This window comes from Acinetobacter sp. YH1901141 (genome assembly GCF_013416935.1).
GTDB lineage: Bacteria > Pseudomonadota > Gammaproteobacteria > Pseudomonadales > Moraxellaceae > Acinetobacter > Acinetobacter towneri.
Map to the genome: position 1 here is coordinate 104720 of NZ_VPEY01000004.1, position 17913 is coordinate 122632.

At 42.1% G+C, this 17913-nt stretch carries 15 protein-coding genes and 1 pseudogene; 10 read left to right on the forward strand and 6 right to left on the reverse strand.

The features are described from left to right. Positions 1–288: 288 nt before the first annotated feature. A complete protein-coding gene (locus tag FTV52_RS03955) occupies positions 289–1623 on the forward strand; it encodes an alpha/beta fold hydrolase (RefSeq protein WP_004974874.1) in 1335 nt (444 codons plus the stop codon). Between the two features lie 59 nt (positions 1624–1682). On the opposite strand, the gene FTV52_RS03960 is transcribed toward FTV52_RS03955, so the two are convergent. After that, entirely contained in the window at positions 1683–2573 is an 891-nt protein-coding gene (locus FTV52_RS03960) for a class I SAM-dependent methyltransferase (RefSeq protein ID WP_004974878.1), read from the reverse strand. Positions 2574–3130: 557 nt separating this feature from the next. Next, positions 3131–4234: a beta-N-acetylhexosaminidase gene (gene nagZ / locus FTV52_RS03965; protein WP_179989954.1), complete on the reverse strand. Its 1104-nt coding sequence runs from the start codon at positions 4232–4234 to the stop codon at positions 3131–3133. 194 nt (positions 4235–4428) lie between these two features. Here nagZ and FTV52_RS03970 point away from each other — a divergent pair, with 194 nt between their 5' ends. From FTV52_RS03970 to FTV52_RS04005, 8 genes and pseudogenes are all read left to right on the forward strand, one after another. Continuing rightward, positions 4429–6633, forward strand: coding sequence for a carboxy terminal-processing peptidase (locus tag FTV52_RS03970; RefSeq protein ID WP_096901393.1), 2205 nt, complete (start codon positions 4429–4431; stop codon positions 6631–6633). 323 nt (positions 6634–6956) lie between these two features. Then, entirely contained in the window at positions 6957–9023 is a 2067-nt protein-coding gene (locus FTV52_RS03975) for a bifunctional diguanylate cyclase/phosphodiesterase (RefSeq protein ID WP_154320324.1), read from the forward strand. Positions 9024–9026: 3 nt separating this feature from the next. Then, positions 9027–9263 (forward strand): annotated as a pseudogene (locus tag FTV52_RS03980) (Fic family protein); the annotation flags it as partial. Between the two features lie 136 nt (positions 9264–9399). Beyond that, positions 9400–10992 (forward strand): peptide chain release factor 3, encoded by a 1593-nt coding sequence (locus FTV52_RS03985; protein WP_004974887.1) that lies wholly within the window; start codon positions 9400–9402, stop codon positions 10990–10992. A 167-nt stretch (positions 10993–11159) separates the two neighbouring features. Beyond that, positions 11160–11975, forward strand: coding sequence for a hypothetical protein (locus tag FTV52_RS03990; protein ID WP_004974888.1), 816 nt, complete (start codon positions 11160–11162; stop codon positions 11973–11975). Positions 11976–12024: 49 nt separating this feature from the next. Next, on the forward strand, positions 12025–13041 hold the full coding sequence (locus tag FTV52_RS03995; RefSeq protein WP_096901396.1) for an RsiV family protein: 1017 nt from the start codon (positions 12025–12027) through the stop codon (positions 13039–13041). 1 nt (position 13042) lies between these two features. Then, positions 13043–13879 (forward strand): TatD family hydrolase, encoded by an 837-nt coding sequence (locus FTV52_RS04000; protein ID WP_179989956.1) that lies wholly within the window; start codon positions 13043–13045, stop codon positions 13877–13879. 45 nt (positions 13880–13924) lie between these two features. Next, the gene (locus FTV52_RS04005) at positions 13925–14695 is read left to right on the forward strand and encodes a ThiF family adenylyltransferase (RefSeq protein WP_179989958.1); all 771 of its coding nucleotides are present in this window, start codon (positions 13925–13927) and stop codon (positions 14693–14695) included. A gap of 76 nt (positions 14696–14771) precedes the next feature. On the opposite strand, the gene dusA is transcribed toward FTV52_RS04005, so the two are convergent. Beyond that, positions 14772–15821 (reverse strand): tRNA dihydrouridine(20/20a) synthase DusA, encoded by a 1050-nt coding sequence (dusA, locus tag FTV52_RS04010; RefSeq protein ID WP_179990050.1) that lies wholly within the window; start codon positions 15819–15821, stop codon positions 14772–14774. Between the two features lie 101 nt (positions 15822–15922). Here dusA and FTV52_RS04015 point away from each other — a divergent pair, with 101 nt between their 5' ends. Beyond that, positions 15923–17074 carry a tyrosine-type recombinase/integrase gene (locus tag FTV52_RS04015; RefSeq protein ID WP_179989960.1) on the forward strand — a complete coding sequence of 384 codons (1152 nt, stop codon included), beginning with the start codon at positions 15923–15925 and terminating at the stop codon, positions 17072–17074. Positions 17075–17085: 11 nt separating this feature from the next. Here the strand turns inward: FTV52_RS04015 and FTV52_RS04020 are convergent, their stop codons facing one another. From FTV52_RS04020 to FTV52_RS04030, 3 genes are read right to left on the reverse strand one after another with little or no spacing between them, the layout of a single operon-like run. Beyond that, positions 17086–17271, reverse strand: coding sequence for a hypothetical protein (locus FTV52_RS04020; RefSeq protein ID WP_179989961.1), 186 nt, complete (start codon positions 17269–17271; stop codon positions 17086–17088). A gap of 32 nt (positions 17272–17303) precedes the next feature. After that, the gene (locus tag FTV52_RS04025) at positions 17304–17582 is read right to left on the reverse strand and encodes a pyocin activator PrtN family protein (protein ID WP_179989963.1); all 279 of its coding nucleotides are present in this window, start codon (positions 17580–17582) and stop codon (positions 17304–17306) included. After that, positions 17583–17912, reverse strand: a complete 330-nt coding sequence (locus FTV52_RS04030) for a hypothetical protein (RefSeq protein WP_179989965.1) — start codon at positions 17910–17912, stop codon at positions 17583–17585. Position 17913: the final 1 nt, after the last annotated feature.

Sequence of the window (17913 nt, forward strand, 5' to 3'; positions counted from 1 at the left end):
CAATGAAGCGTCTCAGCGGAAAATCGACTAAATTGTTCAATCTTTTCATATTTTTCAATGCTTTCATCACAAAAATTAATATTTTGAAATGCTTTATGATTTAAAAGTAGATGAGCGGTCATAGAAAATGTTGCGTATAAAATCAGCACCTGTATAGAATGATGCGATAACGACATTGATGTCATTCACAACAATAAGCAGGATGCCACTTTAATTCAGATAAGTGGGTAATCGTTCAATGACGAACACTTGCACAATAAAAATAAAATGCGCATGGAGGTAAGGAATATGAATTCCATGATCCAGATGGACACGGATGTACAGGACGCAAGTTCGCATGTCTGTTTTTTTGATATTTACGATAAACACAGCTTTAAACAACCCGCTCGTACCACTTGGATCAACGGCTGGAAAGTGGAATACATGGCAATTGCTCAGCCAGAAACCGCACATTTAACTCCAATTGTGATTATTGGTGGTGCATTCCAAAACTTTAATTCATATAAATATTGTGTCGAGCAGCTTTTTCGTGCAGGGCCAATCATTTTAATTGATATGCCATCTATGGGCGCCAATCAGCAAATGACCAATGTGGAAACAGGTGAGTCGGCAGGAACGCTAGAACTGCATGATTTAGGTCAGATGTTGGGTGATTGGCTGGATATTGTCGGCTTAGATAAAGTATCCGTCATGGGCATGTCATTGGGTTCGGTGGTGGCATCGTGTCTAGCAGATCAGCGTCCTGAATTGATTGATCGCATGATTTTAATGGGGGTTATGCAAAAGACCCGTAAAAGTTGGCGCATGTTGCTTGAAGAATCACTGCATTTAATGAAAGAGCAGCGCATGGATGAATTTGGTCAGGCGGTGATTTTATACTTGGTCAATCATGCCAAAATGGAACAAACTCGCATGTCACCGACTGCAAAGCGTTTGTTTTACCGACAAATGGCCGACTTTACCGCTACAGAGCAAGATCGCTACGATGTGAACTGCAACCGTTTATTGCGGTTAACCAATGTGCCTATTCCGCAATGTAAGGTTTTGGTGGCGTGTGGGCAATATGACAGTTTTACCTTGCCGCATGAAAATGCCAATTTTGCCTTACAGTGCCCGAACATGGAATTTGCCATGATTGCCAATGCAGATCATGTGCCGCAATTACAGCGCCGTAAAGAAACCATGAATTTATTTGCGACCTTTTTAAGCGATGAATCTATTCAGGACTTAGATGGCATTATTCCAATGACACGTGCGCAACTATTGACGATGGAACGCCGTGGAGAAGCGCGTATTCGGGTGCAAAATCCGCAAAGTCATTTGCAGTATCGTCATTCTGATTTGAAAATTGCCACGCACATTGTCGATTTAAACTTCTTTGGTGTATTGCTTGATTTTGAAAATGCTGCGTTGGCGGCACAAGCAGCACAGTTTGAACGAGATATGGCCTTAGAATTACAGGATGAGGAAGGCAGTTTTAGCATTGAATGTTTAATTTTTGAAAGCCAAGGGCAGCAACTACGCGCATTATTTAAGCATGGTAGTTTTGAGGTGGCAGAGCGTTTGTTGCGTTATGTGGAACGTCAAAAAGCGGCTGCACAAAATTTGGAATATGCCCGTTAGTAGATAAAATCAGTGCTTGGTTTAAAATTATCCAAAGAAAATAGAATCAAAATAGCGTGTTAAACCACGCTATTTTTTTTGTAGGCATGAACCATCCAGACTAAATCGCCTAAATGTTCTGCGGTTGTTTTTTCTAAAGAGCTGTTGGAAAAATACAGTTGTGGTTGTTGTAGCTGCACTTGCTCAAAACCTGCATTTTGAAAAAACTGAGTTAATTCCTGCGGAGATTGAAAGTGAAAGGTGAAAGCACTGCGTGACATAAATTTCAATAATCGGCTGCAGTTCCAAATAAAATTGGCGAGCTTGTTTTTGACGGGTTCAGGGTAAATATCGGTTAAATAATGCAGTTCTGGAAAGTCTTGGGTGTAGTTACACATGCCATTTAACAGCTGTTGTAGCATGTCTTTGCTGAAGTAGTTAATTAAACCTTCACTAATAATTACTAAGGGCTGCGAGTGATCAAAATATTCAAAGGCCTGTTGAAAGGATTCACTAAAAATATCGGCGGTGAGAACTTCAGGTGCGTCGTGGTCAATTTGTCGTAACGCTTGAGTTTTAATTTGCGCCATATCAGGCAAATCCAGTTCACGGTAATTCAGTTCAGGATATTTTTGTCGAAAGTTCCAGCTGCGTGGTGACAGCCCAGATGCAATTTCGAGCACTTGTAATTGCGGATGTTGCTGAATCAGTGCGGTTAAGTGTGCATCAATCATTTGGTGACGTTGTTTGAGGGTGCTGCGCATACTGCCGCCCACATGACGTTCTGCCCAGTTTTCTAAAGGATGTACCAATTTGGCTAAAAACTTGCCTTTTCGGGTCGCAAATACAGGATGTGAAATCCCCCTTTGATACCAGATATATCCCGTATAATGTGCGGTAAAAGAAATATGCCGATGTTTGGACAATGCAGTCGTGTCTGAGCGAGTTGGCTTGGCATCCGAGTTGTGCATTTCAGTCCTTTTTTCTGTCGTGATTTTGCTGTTCAGCAATGTTTTTGTCATTTTCGTATAGACCTTAATTGTTTGTATGGTGGTCGTTGTCTTTTTAGGCATGCTTTGACACTCAAGCTGCGGTGTCAGGCATATACTCAAAATAGAATAAGTTTATCATAATCAAAAAGGAACAAGCTGTCGTGTTCCTTTGTCGTATAAATGCTGTGAAAAAGTGAAGGCGTATAGGGTCTGTTGACATTTCATAAATGGCTTGCGCTGTAGGCTAAAACTGAGCAGATCAGGCATAAAATGCAGGGAATAGTGGACCTATTTTCAAGTTCCATAACGCAATCTGAGAAAGTTTTAGCCACATGAGCAAGAACAAAGCGTTGCTTTGTTTGCTGCGCAAGGGGGCGAGCATATTTTTTGCTGCTATTGCGTTATGTGCCAGTCATTTAGAATGACTAAATTTCCTGTCCCATGCCTTATATCAGCTAAAAAATCTTGCGAGATATATCTCTCACGTCGCAAACATAGACGAATTGTCAACAGACCCTAGTTAGTTTGTGGTGATCTCACGTTGCAGCGTTTTTAGTGGTACTTGAGTAATTGGTCGGGTCGTGACTAGTTTGTGCTGCCAGTAGCGCGGCACTTTGTTCTTTAAATGCCAAGATACGATCACGGACGCTTCGCCATTCATCACCCAAGTCTAAAACTTCAGCAATGCTAAACTCCGCACTAAGTTCAGGGATTTTACCACGCATGCGTTCTAAACGTGCCTGATTCGGCAAGGGTAAATCGGCAATCGCATTTAAAGCCAATCGTTGTGCAGCACGGTTGTTGCAGACCAATCCCATGTCACAGCCTGCAAGCAAAGCGGCATGAATACGTGCATCGGTATCGCCTGCTACACAAGCCGCCTGCATGCTTAAATCATCCGAAAAGAGTACACCATCATAGTCCAAGTCTTTGCGAAGCACTTGCTGTAACCAAAACTCAGAAAAACCTGCAGGGTTCGGATCGACCTGATCATAAATGACATGCGCAGGCATGAGCGCATCCAGTTGATTTTGCAGTTGGATAAAGGTTTGCATATCCTGTTGTTGAATTTCGGCAAAAGAACGTGAATCTATCGCGGCAGCAACGTGAGAGTCTGCTTTAACCGATCCATGTCCAGGAAAGTGTTTGCCTGTGGTTGCCATTCCTGCACGATGCATTCCACGTAAAAAAGCATCTGCCAAAGCAATAATATCGACAGGACGCGCAGCAAAAGCACGATCTCCAATGACATCACTGATGTCATTTAAATCTAAAACGGGTGCAAAACTAAAATCAATGCCTACGGCTAATACTTCGGTGGCCATCAACCAGCCACATTCTTCGGCTAAATCTAAGGCACGTTCAGGTTCGTTTTGGTATAACTCGCCAAATCTACCCATAGCAGGCAATAGGGTAAAACCTTGTTTTAAGCGTTGTACGCGTCCGCCTTCCTGATCGACTGCAATTAAAATATCAGGGCGTACCTGACGCATGTGGTCGGTCAAGGCGCGTACTTGCGCAGGAGATTGGATATTTCGGGCAAATAAAATGACTCCACCGACTTGCGGAGCGCTTAATAGTTCAATATCTTCTTGAGTAAGTTCTGTGCCAGCGATGTCGAGCATCAATGCGCCAATCATATTGGGTGTCCGTATTCGATTTTTATCAATAAAAAAACAATACCTGAATTCTGCAATGATTTGCTACATTTTGACAGCACAGATTATGATAAAACTACACGATAGACCCAAATTAAGTTGTATAAGATTTTGAATCTGCTCAATTCATTGTGAAAAGCAGAGATTGGTCAAAAACCAAGGACGTAAATATTTTTATGAAACTTCAAACCATCGCTTGTGCGGTTGCAATAGCAACTGGCGGTTTTTTCTTTTCTCACGCCATTAACGAGGCAATTGCAGCCAATAATACCGCTGTCGTTGCTAACAGTATTGTGCCGACGCAGGAACAAGCTTTGGTTTCGCGTCAATTGGCGACCTTGGTCGATCGTCAGCATTATTTAAATCAGCGTTTAGATGCCGCAACGTCGCAGCGCATTTTTGATTTTTATATCGACAGTTTAGACCCAGACCATACTTTGTTTTTGGCTAAAGAAGTTGAGCAATACCGCAAACAATATGCAGCAACATTTGGCGCTTCATTAAAAGCAGGCAATTTGGCGGGGCCGTATCAAATTCATGCACAGTATCGTGAACGCTTAAAACAGTTTTATCATTTCATGTTGGCAGAGCTGAAAAAACCACAAAATTTAAAACAGCCAAATGTCACGATTGAAACAGATCGGGAAAAAGCACCGTTCTTTAATACTGAAGCAGAAATGCGTAAGCATTGGCAAAAAATGTTGGTGTCACAGCTCATTAACCTGACCATTAGCAAAGAAGAAGAATTGGCAAAACAAAAAGCCATTAAAGATAACCCTGAATTGACCAATGGTCAGGATTTGGCAAGTCCAGAAGATTTGACTCCAGTGCAGACTTTAACTAAGCGTTATACTCGTCAGTTAGAGCGCATGGATCGTTTAAAGAGCGATGATGTGCTGGATAAAACTTTGAATGCGATGATGCTGACTTATGATCCGCACAGCAATTATTTCCCACCTGTTGATGCGATGGAGCTGAATCGTCAAACGACTTTGCAGCTTGAAGGGATTGGGGTGTCGATTCGTCCTGAACGAGGCAATGAAGACTACACTAAAATTGAAACCATTGTTGAAGGTGGCCCTGCCAGTAAAACAGGGCAGGTGAAATCGGGTGACCGCATTATTGGTGTGGCGCAAGATGGCGAAAAAATGGTGGATGTTGTGGGTTGGCCGAGCAATGAAATTGTGGGGCTGATTCGCGGTAAACGTGGCACCAAAGTCACTGTGCGTTTGTTGGGTGCGGGTGCGGCGATGAATCAGGCGCGTAATGTGACCATTGTGCGTGATGTGATTCAGGAAGAAGATGCGGGAGTTCGCTCACGAACGATTGACATCAAACGTGATGGTCAAACTTATACCTATGGTGTGATTGAAATTCCATCCTTTTATTTGAATTACCGTGCACGTCGTGCAGGCAATGAATATCGCTCGGTGTCGGAGGATACCAACAATGCCCTGAAAAGTTTGGCGGCCAAAAATGTCGCAGGGATTATTGTCGATTTACGTAACAACCCTGGCGGTTCACTAGAAGAAGTGGCACGTATGCTTGGGCAAGTAATCAAATCAGGCCCTGTAGTGCAAATTCGTGATGGCAATGGCAACGTGAGCGTATTTGAAGATGACGATGGCGGTGCACAGACTTATGCAGGCCCATTGGCAGTGATGATTAACCTTGCTTCTGCTTCGGCCAGTGAAATTTACTCTGCTGCAATTCAGGACTATCAGCGCGGGATTGTGATTGGTAGCACCACCACAGGTAAAGGTACAGCGCAGGTACAACTCGACACCTTAGCCTATGGGCAGGCGACCTTAACTCAACGTAAGTTCTACCGTATTACAGGTGGAAGTACCCAAAACAAAGGTGTGATTCCTGACATTAAACTGGTGGATATTTACAATGAGGAGTTTGGTGAACGCAAAGCGAAAAATGCTTTGAAGTGGGATACTATTCCAACTGCACCATTTAAGCGTGAAGGTTCAGTACAGCCGTACATCACCAAGCTAGGGCAATTGTCACAGCAACGTGTCACGCTTGATCCGCAATTTCAATATTTGGAACAACGTAAGCAAATTGCCAAACAAACTGAAGATCGCAAAAGCATTGTGTTAGATATTGAACAACGCAGAGCAGAGTTGTTAGCTTTGGAGCAACAAACGCTGACTGCGGAAAACAAACGCCGTCAGGAAACAGGTTTGAAACCATTTGCTAATTGGGAAAGCTATCAGGCATCTATTGATGCTTTGGCAGAAGCGCGTGCCAAAATGAAAGCGGCACAACGCCCTGCTTTACCTGAGGAAGAAGCTTTTGTGATTGAAGCAGCGCAGGTGTTGCAAGACTATGCCATGTTACAAAAAGGTGTTTCTGAGCCGAATCAACCTTAAAACAATGTTAGAATCTTAATCAAATAGAACCAGCAGCGAAAAGTTGCTGGTTTTTTTCATCCTAAAGCGAAAAGTAAAGTGACAAGATGCATATAGCTTTGAGTCAGACAGCTATTTTTAGCAGTTTTGAATTGCCATTATTTCATGATGACATATTATATATTTGACTATTGACCAAAGCGGAATAGTATTAGACTCTTAAGTCAATGCAGTCTTTGCTAGATCAATCCGTCGTTCAGGTTGCTTTTTAGTTATTATTTATAAGAGAGTGTGAGATTGAGTAGCCGAAAAACAATAAAATATGACAGAGATGGATACATCTAATGATGCATGTACATTATGATCTGAGCTTGGTAATTGGCTCGGTAGCAATCTCAGTATTGGCCTGCTATTTTGCAGTGTCTGTTGGGCAAATGCTTTTTCAAAATGTACAACAACAACTAAAAAAAATTGCATTAATCATGAGTGGTTTGCTGCTGGGTGCGGCAGTGTGGAGTATGCATTTTGTGGGCATGTTGGCCTGCCAGTTACCTGCACCGTATCAATTTGATCTTAGCTTTACGACCCTATCTTTTGTTATTGCATTTATCGCCTCTACGTTTGCGGTTTGGCTGACCACGCAATCGACCTTGCCTGTGGCGCGTTTGATCCTGAGCGGCATTTTAATGGGGTTGGGTATTTCAGGCATGCACTATACGGGCATGATGGGAATTCAGGTAGAAGGCTACCGTAGTTATTATGATCCTACCATTGTTTTGCTGTCTGTATTAGTGGCCATTGGCGGAGCAATACTTACCTTTTGGTTTATGTTTCATTCCAAGTGCAGAATGGGGCGTCAGGCACAATATAAAATTTTCATTGCGGTGCTCATGAGTCTGAGCATTGTTGCCATGCACTATATAGGCATGGAAGCACTGCATTTTTACTCTACAGCAGATTTGCCTCAATCAGGGCACTTCCAGATCGGGCAAGGGCCAGCTCTGTTGGTGGTTATTTTAGTGACCAGTCTGATTTTTGCTGCTGCGGTGGGCGTATCTCTGCTGGAGCTGCGCTTAGAAGAAAAAAGCAGACAATTGTCTTTAGCCAACCGTGAATTGGCCAATCAGGCAGTCAAAGATAACCTGACCAAATTGCCCAACCGTTTATATTTAGCTGAATATGCACAATTGCTTTTTTCTGAGCATCGGCAAAAAAACACTAAAATTGCATTTTTGTATATCGACTTAGACCGCTTTAAAGCGGTGAATGACGTATTTGGGCATCATGTTGGCGATCAATTGCTGATTCAGTTGTCTAAACGTGTGCAATCCCACTTGGGCGAAAATACCCAGTTATTAAGAATTGGTGGCGATGAATTTCTTTTGGTGATTGAACATACCGATATCGCAGAAGCCACGCTCATTTCTGAAAAAATATTAGAACTGATTCAGCAAAGTTTCTTAATTGCAGGCAAGGTCATTAATATTTCAGGCAGTATTGGCATTGCGATGTATCCAGAGCATGGCACCAATTTGCAAGATATTTTAATGAATGCTGATGCGGCGATGCTGACCTCTAAATATCAGGGGCGTAACACCAGTTCGGTATTTAATTATGATCTGGAGTTACTTGAGGCCAAAAGCCAAAGTAAGTTGATTAATGATTTATATAAAGCGGTTGAACAACAACAATTTGCGTTGTTCTATCAGCCAAAGTTTAAAGCCGCTGACCATAAAATTTGTGGCGTAGAAGCTTTAATTCGTTGGTATCACCCCGTACATGGTTTACTTACCCCAAATATGTTTATTAAAGGGGCTGAAAAGACGGGGTTGATTATTCAAATTGGCTATTGGACGCTAGAAGAAGCCTTTAAACAAATTCAAATTTGGGAAAGATCGGGTGCACCGTTATTTCCTGTGGCTGTGAATTTATCGGCAGTGCAGTTTGAACATAAACACTTATTTTCGACGTTAGAAAACTTGTTTAAACGCTATGAGATTCAACCCCATCACCTGATGATTGAAGTGACTGAAAGTACAGCAATGCATCATATTGAATCGAGTATTCGTAGTTTTGAGCGTTTGCGTCAAATGGGGATTCAATTGGCGATTGATGATTTTGGTACAGGACATTCGAGTTTCTTGTATTTGAAAAAATTGCCAGTCGATGAGTTGAAAATTGACCGTGCTTTTATTTTAGATTTGTGTTTGGACAGCAAAGAAGAATTAATTTTAGAAAGTATTATTCAGTTAGCCATTAAACTGGGTTTAACTGTGACCGCTGAAGGGGTGGAAACGCCATTGCAAGCTGAGATTTTAACCCGTTTAGGCTGTCAGCAATTACAGGGCTACTTATTAGGCTTACCAATGGATGTTGAGCGTTTAGAAGAGCTGTTTAAACATTCGGCTTAAGCTAGCGATCATGCTACCGCTCAAGATAGCGTACAAGTGAGCGACCAAGTCCAGCGTTTAATTTCAGTGATGAAACAAGATGAATATAGTTTGGCTGAGTTGATGCAGTTGTTAGGTTTAACTCATAGCGCAACATTCCAAAAGAACGATATGAATCCTGCCATAGAAGTAGGTTTGATTGAACGTACGATTCCAGAAAAACCGAAAAGCCAAAAGCAAAAGTATAGATTGAAAAAATAACTATATTCTCAGTTGTGGATAAATTAGAACATATCAACAATCAATAAAATTTGATTCAAATCTGCTACAATTACGCCAATTTTTCATATTGATCATTTTGATCTTATACACTGCGGTTCTGCAGTAGGTGTCTTGCATGAGTTTTAAAGATGAGTTAGCGGCGCAGGTCGCACAGCGACGTACTTTCGCGATTATTTCCCACCCCGATGCTGGTAAAACCACCATGACAGAAAAACTGCTGTTATGGGGACAAGCCATTCAAGTTGCAGGGATGGTAAAAAGCCGTAAGTCAGATCGTGGCGCAACATCTGACTGGATGGAAATGGAAAAAGAACGTGGTATTTCCATTACAACTTCGGTGATGCAATTCCCGTATAAAGACAAAATGATTAACCTGCTCGATACCCCAGGGCACGAAGATTTCTCTGAAGATACTTACCGCACTCTAACTGCGGTGGACTCTGCACTGATGGTGATTGATGGTGCGAAAGGTGTCGAAGACCGTACCATTAAATTAATGGATGTGTGTCGTATGCGTGACACACCCATCATTTCATTCGTCAACAAAATGGACCGCGAAATTCGTGAACCATTAGAGTTGTTGGATGAAATTGAAAATGTCCTCAAAATTAAGTGTGTGCCAATCACTTGGCCAATGGGTACAGGGCGTGATTTCGCAGGGGTGTTTAACCTCATCGAAGAAAAGTTTTATGTGTACAAATCAGGTTTTGGTTCAACCATTCCTGAAATTGAAGTACGTGATGGCTATAACCATGCAGACCTACGTGAAAAAGTAGGTGAATTGGCATGGGCGGCATTTGAAGAATCACTTGAGTTGGTACAAATGGCGAATGAGCCTTTAGACCGTGAAGAGTTTTTAGCGGGTCGTCAAACACCAGTGCTATTTGGTACTGCTTTGGGTAACTTCGGTGTAGATCATGTATTGAATGCATTCAGTGAATATGCGCCGCCGCCAAAAGCACATCCAACGCAAGACCGTATTGTAGAAGCCAATGAAGAAGGCTTTAGTGGTTTTGTTTTTAAAATTCAGGCCAATATGGATCCGAAGCACCGTGACCGTATTGCTTTCATGCGAATCTGTTCAGGCAAGTATGAGAAAGGCTTGAAAATGAAGCATGTGCGTATTGATAAAGATGTACGTATCAGCGATGCCTTAACCTTCTTGGCAGGTGATCGTCAGCACCTCGAAGAAGCGTGGCCGGGCGACATTATTGGTCTACATAACCACGGGACGATTCAAATTGGCGATACCTTCACTTCGGGTGAAAAGTTGCAATTTACAGGGATTCCGCACTTCGCACCTGAAATGTTCCGTCGTGTACGCTTGAAAGACCCATTGAAGTCCAAACAGCTGCAAAAAGGCCTTAAAGAGCTTTCAGAAGAAGGTGCAACGCAAGTCTTTATGCCACAAAACAGCAATGATTTAATCGTAGGTGCTGTTGGTGTGCTACAGTTTGAAGTCGTCGCCTATCGCCTGAAAGAAGAATACAAAGTCGATTGTATTTACGAGCCTGTCAGCATCAACACGGTACGCTGGGTGTCTTGTGCCGATGAGAAAAAGTTTAACGAATTTAAGAAAAAAGCCCACGATCAGTTGTCTGTCGATGGTGGTGGTCACTTAACTTATCTCGCGCCAAGCCGTGTGAATTTACAGTTAATGCAAGAGCGTTACCCTGACATTGAGTTTAGAAATACACGCGAGCACTAAGCCTCAGGTTGATGATGCTTAATCTGGCAGATGCAATCAGCGTAGCGCAGATGAATGTTCGGCATGCCTAAAAGTTTCAAAATTAAAACAGCTTCTTTAGGAAGCTGTTTTATTATGGGGGCGGTAAAAGATTAAAGATTATTTTTGATAAATGAATTGGGGAAATCATGCAGCAAAAATCGGTTTATCTGGGTGCAATTTTGAGCGGGATGGTTTTGCTTAGCGCCTGTGACTCATCTAAACAAGATCAAAACTCAGATGAGCAAACGTCTATTTTTCAGAAAGATCAAGCGGATGTTTTACCGTATTTGAATATCAAGCAACAGGCGGCAGAAATTGCCTTGCCATTTTGTGAAAATAAAAACTGCATTGAATTAGAAGTACAAACTTTAAATACCCAAGATACATGGCTCAACAGTTGGATTGCAAAAAATCAGGCCATGGTGATTCAAGACCAAATTGGCTTAAAACAAAACATGAATTTGCAGCAAGCCGTAGATGCCTATGTGAAAAAATCCGATGCTTGGCAGGCACAATTAGATCAAAATAAAGCTTATGAATTGGCGATGTACACCCGTATGGCATATCAACGCAATCAATATGTTTTGTTGCAAGTCGGGGTAGATAGCAAACAGGAAGGCACGCAGGTCAAAGAACGCTATTATTTCTTTGTGGCAGATCGGAAGCAGCAAAAAGCCTTGTCTGTTTTAGATGTGATTGATGCCAAACAACAAACCCGTATGAATACTTTTGTACAGCAGGCCTATCAGGATTGGCTCAAAACACAAAGCAGTGACGTGCAAAAAGCAGCACCTGCCAAATTATACTGGGGGCAGGCAGATTGGTTTTTTGATGATCAGGGCTTAGGATTGCATTATCGCACCCATGAAATTGTCAAAGATGGCACGCAGTTAGATATTTACCTAAGCAAAGCACAAACACAACAAGTTTTAAAAGCAGACATCTATCCATCTATGTTTTAGTAGGTGAGTACGGTGACAAGCAAAAATAGATGAAATCAAGGTTGGATCCATGTTGAAAAATAAAAGTATTTTGGCGATCAGTATTTTAATTACAACGCTAGGGATTACTGCATGTCAGCCAAAGAAAACCGAACCAGAAACAGTCGAGCCAGAGCAGACGCAGGCGGAACAACAAAGCTTAAAACTGGTCGGGGATACTGAAAAACTGAATTTGTCGTTGCCTAAATGTGAAGGGAATAACTGCCCTGAAATTTCAATTGAGCGTTTGAATAGTAATCAGGCCTTTATCGACCATTTTATTGATCAGAAAATTATTCAAGAATTGGCACAAATTTTAGAAATTGCACCACAGCAGGCGGCTTCTGAGGCTATAGCAGTTGAGAATGCAGCCAGTGAAAATACAGCAGCCAGTGCTGCAGATGCACCTGCCAGCAACCCCACTGCAGCAGCCATTGCACAAGTGGAAACTTTGGCGCAAAAATTAGAAAAACAAACTGTGCCTTATGTGCAAAGCTTTTTGGTACTTGATCAGGAACTGAAAGCTTTAAGCTCAAATCATAAAATCAGTTTGATGATTAAGCCTAAAATTTTGAATGCAGATCAGCCTTTGGCAACCGTGGTACTGAATAGCAGTAGTTATTTGGGAGGAGCGCATGGTGCATCGGCACAGCAATACTATAATTTTGATTTAGAACAGAAAAAATTAGTATTGTTAAATGACATTCTGTTAGAGAAGCAGCGTCCACAATTGGAGCGCAAAGCCTACGAAGCGTTTAAACAATGGGTCATCGCATCTGAACTTTCCACCAATGTGCAAGAATATGAACAAGCGTGGAAATTTAAGCTGTCGGAAAATTACTATTTAGGTCAACAGGGTTTAATTCTGCAATACGCAGAATATGAAATAGGCCCTTATGTCGTTGGTTTACCGCGTTTAACCATTCCGTATGCAGAACTGCAGGGGATTTTAAAAGCTGCGTATTTGCCTGTAACAGAAGCAGCCTCTGAAGCAACCGCAAAATCTGCCGAAGCCAGTGCAGTAAACACAACCAAAGCGAAATCTTAATATGAGCATTGCGCTGTTTGATACGCATACCCATTTTGATGTACCTGATTTTGACTCAGATCGGGAGCAATTGGCGTATGCGGCCAAGGCAGCGGGGGTAGAACATTTAGTACTGATCGGTTTTGTGCAATCACGCTTTCAGGATTTGATTGCAACCCAGCAGTATTTGAATCAACTTGATCAGGCGCCACGTAGTCATTTGGCGCCTGGACTGCATCCCTTTTATATCGAACAGCATCAGCGTCAGCATTTACACGATTTGGAGCAAATTTTACAACAGCAGCATTGCGTTGCTGTGGGCGAAATTGGTTTAGATACTTTTTTAGCTGAACATAAACAAGCTGAGGCATTTCAAAAACAGCAAGATTTTTTTACAGCCCAATTGGAAATTGCCTGTCATTGGCAAAAGCCTGTATTGCTACATATCCGTAAAGCGCATGCCGATGTATTAAAAATTTTAAAACAACAGCAGTTTCAACTTGGCGGCATCGCCCATGCTTTTAGTGGTGGGGTAGAAGAGGCCAAAGCACTGATCAAGCTAGGTTTTAAAATTGGTGTGACAGGGCAGATCACCAACCCTAATGCAAAAAAACTGCGTCGTGTTGTACAAGAAATTGGTGTTGAAAATTTGGTTTTGGAAACCGACTGTCCCGACATGACGCCATTATGTTGCCAAACCGATACTCAAACCCGTACCCGCAATACGCCTGCCAACTTGATCTATGTGCTTGAAGGTTTGGCGGCTTGTTTGAATATCTCGCCGCAAACGCTGGCTGAACAGCTTTGGCAAAATACATTTCGGGTTTTAGATGTGCGCGAAACAACACCCAAGCCCTGAAACACAGTAAAATGCCTCTACCTTGAAACTATATTTGATGAGCGCATGACTGACCTTCTTCAAGATGACGAATATGAACGCCGTTTTGCAGGCGTTGCCAAAATTTATGGTGACAGTGCATTTCAACATTATGCGCATAGTCATGTGATGGTCATTGGTGTTGGCGGGGTTGGTTCTTGGGCGGTCGAGGCCTTAGCACGTACAGGCATAGGTGAGCTGACTTTGGTCGATATGGATGTGGTTGCAGCATCGAACATTAACCGTCAGTTACCTGCCATGAGTGCGACCTTAGGACATGAAAAAATTAATGTGATGGCTGAGCGCTGTCGTTCGATTAATCCACGCATCAAAATTAATTTGGTGGATGATTACTTAAGCCCAGATAACGTCAAAGCGTTATTGGCAACAGCCCCTGACTTGGTGCTAGATTGCATTGATGATGTTAAAGCTAAACTGGCGTTGATGTTGTATTGCCGTTTTAACAAGATTCCGCTCATTGTATCGGGTGGTGCAGGCGGGAAGCTTGATCCACTTAAAATTCGGGTGGCAGATTTATCTAAAACCGAACAAGACCCAATGCTGGCTAAATTGCGAGCTCAATTACGGAGCAAAGGCATTTGTAAAAAGCCAAAAGAAAAGTTTGGTATTACCTGCGTGTATTCTATAGACAATCCATTTTCTAGCGCAGATGTTTGCCCAAGTGCAGGCTTACGTTGCGGTGGTTATGGTTCGGCTGTGGTGGTTACGTCCAGTTTTGCAATGGTGGCTGTGGCTGAAGTGCTGAAAAAACTGGATGCACTGCACAGCAAGAAATAGGCAGAACACCTGCCATGCTGAGTATATCTAGCATGGTCTTTTACGACGATATTCTGCTAAAAGTATGAATTGAAATTTATTCTGCCTGAAGCGACTGCTGCTCTTTTAAATAGGCTTCTGTACGTTGCATGGCCGCCTGAATATTGGCTAGCGCATTTTCCACATCGGCAAAGGTTTTGGCGTTGCCACCACTTAGTGCCTGACGCCATTTACGTGCACCTGGCAGGTTTTGGAATAAACCTAAAATATGGCGGGTAATGACAGAAAGTGGTGCACCTTGTTGTAGACGTTGTTCAATATACGGCAACATGCGCTGCATAATTTCAAAACGGTTAGGTAATTCTAGCCCCCATAATTGCCCAAGCTCTGCCAGTAAATAAGGGTTGTGATAGGCTTCACGACCAATCATCACCCCATCGACATGCTTGAGGTGTTGTTGGGTTTCGGCAAACGTTTTAATTCCACCATTAATTTCAATTAACAATTCGGGGCGGTCTTGTTTTAGGCGATACACATCCTCATAACGCAGAGGCGGAACTTCGCGGTTTTCTTTAGGCGATAAACCTTGTAATAAGGCAATTCGGGCATGCACGATAAAGTTATTGCAACCTGTTTGAGCCACAGTATCCACAAAATGCAGCATCTCTGCATAAGAGTGCATGTCATCAATCCCGATGCGATGTTTTACGGTCACAGGAATATCAACCGATTGACGCATGGCGGCAATACACTCTGCAACCAAGTCTGGTTCTGCCATTAAACACGCACCAATTTTATTGTTTTGTACTCGATCACTTGGGCAGCCAACATTCAGGTTGATTTCATCATAACCCCAGTCTTGTGCCATTTTACTGCAGGTCGCAAGGTCTTTCGGATTTGAACCGCCCAACTGTAAGACAATAGGATGTTCTTCCTTACTGTAATCTAAATGGCGCTTGGCATCACCAAATAAAATCGCGCCTGTGGTCACCATTTCAGTATACAGAATGATATTGGGGTTAAATAAACGTGCAAAAAAACGGTAATCGCGGGTAGTCCAATCCATCATCGGTGCCACGGAAATACGAGGTTTTATTGAGTTATCAATAAGTTGTCGATTTTTCAGGGATTTATCTACATTTTGCATATTGCATTTACTCGCATTTTTACTCATATTCCCCCATATTTCAGTATTTCGGTGCACCGTATTTGCACCGTGAAATGGGTTTTGGGTCAGGGTGCAAATTTATGGGTACAGTTACAGAAAGAGTTCTGTCCACTGGTGTGAAAAAATACAGGGCGCAGGTGCGCGTGAAGCGACAAGGGCAGCCGAATTTTACAGAGTCTAAGACGTTTAGTAAAAGGTCATTGGCTGAAGCATGGATCAAAAAGCGAGAATATGAACTTGAACTGAATCCTGAACTGATGATTTCTGCAAATATTTCAAAGGGCATGACCTTAGCTGCTGCTTTAGAGAAATATTTAAACGAAGTTGAAGGTTTTGGGCGATCAAAACGCATGGGACTGCGTTTTTTAACGCATTGGCCAATCGGACAGGTCAAAATTTCAGATTTAACCAGGAAAGATTTCACTGATCATACTTATTTAAGGCGCAATGGTTATCCAGCGATAGGTGCAAATCCGATTGAATCAAGTACTGCACTGCAAGATTTGCAATATTTAAAGGTGGTTTTGACCCATGCCGATTTGGTTTGGGGCGAAAAAGTGAATCTTTTTGAGCTGGAACAGGCGATGAAGGGTCTACGAAATGCACGTGTGATCACCAAATCCAAGAAACGTGACCGTTTGCCGACATCAAATGAGCTGCAATTACTGACCAATTATTTTTATAGGCGTTGGAAAACCAGTAAAACGTCAATGCCTTTGCATCTGATTATGTGGTTGGCCATTTATACCTGCAGGCGTGAAGATGAATTGACACGACTTTTTTTGAATCAATTTGATCAGAACCACAATGAATGGAAAGTTTTTGATTTAAAAAATCCGAATGGCAGTGCCGGCAATCATAAAAGTTTTAAGGTGACTGAACAGGCTGAACGTGTCATCAAAGAATTAATGAAGCCTGATGTGCGTGATCAAATGCTTCGTTTAGATTCTGCAGATCCGTCGGTGTTGTTGCCGTTGAATGCAAAATCATTTGCATCACGCTGGCGTGAAGCGATCAAGATGACAGGGATTGAAGATTTACGTTTTCATGATTTGCGTCATGAAGGCATTACCCGATTGGCTGAAGATGGTTTGACTATTCCCCAGCTGCAGCAGATCAGTTTGCATGAATCATGGGAAAGTCTAAGACGTTATGTGAATTTGAAAAGCCGTCGTGATCGATTGGATTTTGTGGAAGCCATGAAAGTGGCCAAAGAAAAAGCCCTCATTTGAGGGCTTTTTTCTTAGTCGTGTTTGGTATACATGCTTTTACCAATTACTTGTATTAATTGTTTCTCAAGAAGGTTCAGTCGTCTGTTTACTTCTTCAGCCTTTGCTTTTTTTTCATCTTCAGAATATCGATCACCAATAAGTTCACATACACGAATTCGCGTGTGTTTTATTTCATCTACAATATCACTTAAAGTCATTAAATATTCTCCATTTTAAGTTTAAGGCACGATTAGGCGTGCATGTTTATCCAATCTTGTTGTGAAATTTGACTTTGCTTATTCAGCCAAATTGCCACGTCTGTAATGTTCACCATGTAAGGGGCTTTATTTGAATCTTCTGCCTTGAACGTTGGGAATGGCAGGTCTTGAACGGCTGCACGCTTCTTGGCTGTTTCAATTTTAAGATGCGGTAAAAAGTCCTTTACAATCACCTCCAGTGGAACCACTGGAGACTGATACTTCATGGCCAATAAGAAACTTGAATCAAATTGATTCAATGCAGCGTTCATTTATGTTTGTTCCTCAGTAGCTGAATAATGTTTTGAATCAATTGGCACATAATCTTCAATATCTTCATCCCAGATGGATAGATCAGCTTTACAGCAAGGTGATACATAGATCATCACAAAACTTTCAGTACCTTCACCTGTCTGCATGTTCACCATCCCCCAATAAACATTTTTATAGTGCAACGGTTTTACTGCATTACCTGAACCACATTGATCACATAAAAAACATTGGGTTTCTGTCAATTCAGGTAATGTCATTAATTCTTTTTGAGCACGGAAAGGATTAAAGCCTTCAAATTCATCATCAAAATCAAAATCGTCATCAAACATT

Bases quoted from the DNA above. Each gene is read 5' to 3' on its own strand.
- FTV52_RS04020 (WP_179989961.1), bottom strand. From the start codon at position 17,271: ATGACTTTAAGTGATATTGTAGATGAAATAAAACACACGCGAATTCGT.
- FTV52_RS04005 (WP_179989958.1), top strand. From the start codon at position 13,925: ATGACTGACCTTCTTCAAGATGACGAATATGAACGCCGTTTTGCAGGC.
- FTV52_RS03995 (WP_096901396.1), top strand. From the start codon at position 12,025: ATGTTGAAAAATAAAAGTATTTTGGCGATCAGTATTTTAATTACAACG.
- FTV52_RS03955 (WP_004974874.1), top strand. From the start codon at position 289: ATGAATTCCATGATCCAGATGGACACGGATGTACAGGACGCAAGTTCG.
- FTV52_RS03990 (WP_004974888.1), top strand. From the start codon at position 11,160: ATGCAGCAAAAATCGGTTTATCTGGGTGCAATTTTGAGCGGGATGGTT.
- FTV52_RS04000 (WP_179989956.1), top strand. From the start codon at position 13,043: ATGAGCATTGCGCTGTTTGATACGCATACCCATTTTGATGTACCTGAT.
- FTV52_RS04030 (WP_179989965.1), bottom strand. From the start codon at position 17,912: ATGTTTGATGACGATTTTGATTTTGATGATGAATTTGAAGGCTTTAAT.
- FTV52_RS03960 (WP_004974878.1), bottom strand. From the start codon at position 2,573: ATGCACAACTCGGATGCCAAGCCAACTCGCTCAGACACGACTGCATTG.
- FTV52_RS03985 (WP_004974887.1), top strand. From the start codon at position 9,400: ATGAGTTTTAAAGATGAGTTAGCGGCGCAGGTCGCACAGCGACGTACT.
- dusA (WP_179990050.1), bottom strand. From the start codon at position 15,821: ATGCAAAATGTAGATAAATCCCTGAAAAATCGACAACTTATTGATAAC.
- FTV52_RS03975 (WP_154320324.1), top strand. From the start codon at position 6,957: ATGATGCATGTACATTATGATCTGAGCTTGGTAATTGGCTCGGTAGCA.
- nagZ (WP_179989954.1), bottom strand. From the start codon at position 4,234: ATGATTGGCGCATTGATGCTCGACATCGCTGGCACAGAACTTACTCAA.
- FTV52_RS04025 (WP_179989963.1), bottom strand. From the start codon at position 17,582: ATGAACGCTGCATTGAATCAATTTGATTCAAGTTTCTTATTGGCCATG.
- FTV52_RS03970 (WP_096901393.1), top strand. From the start codon at position 4,429: ATGAAACTTCAAACCATCGCTTGTGCGGTTGCAATAGCAACTGGCGGT.
- FTV52_RS04015 (WP_179989960.1), top strand. From the start codon at position 15,923: ATGGGTACAGTTACAGAAAGAGTTCTGTCCACTGGTGTGAAAAAATAC.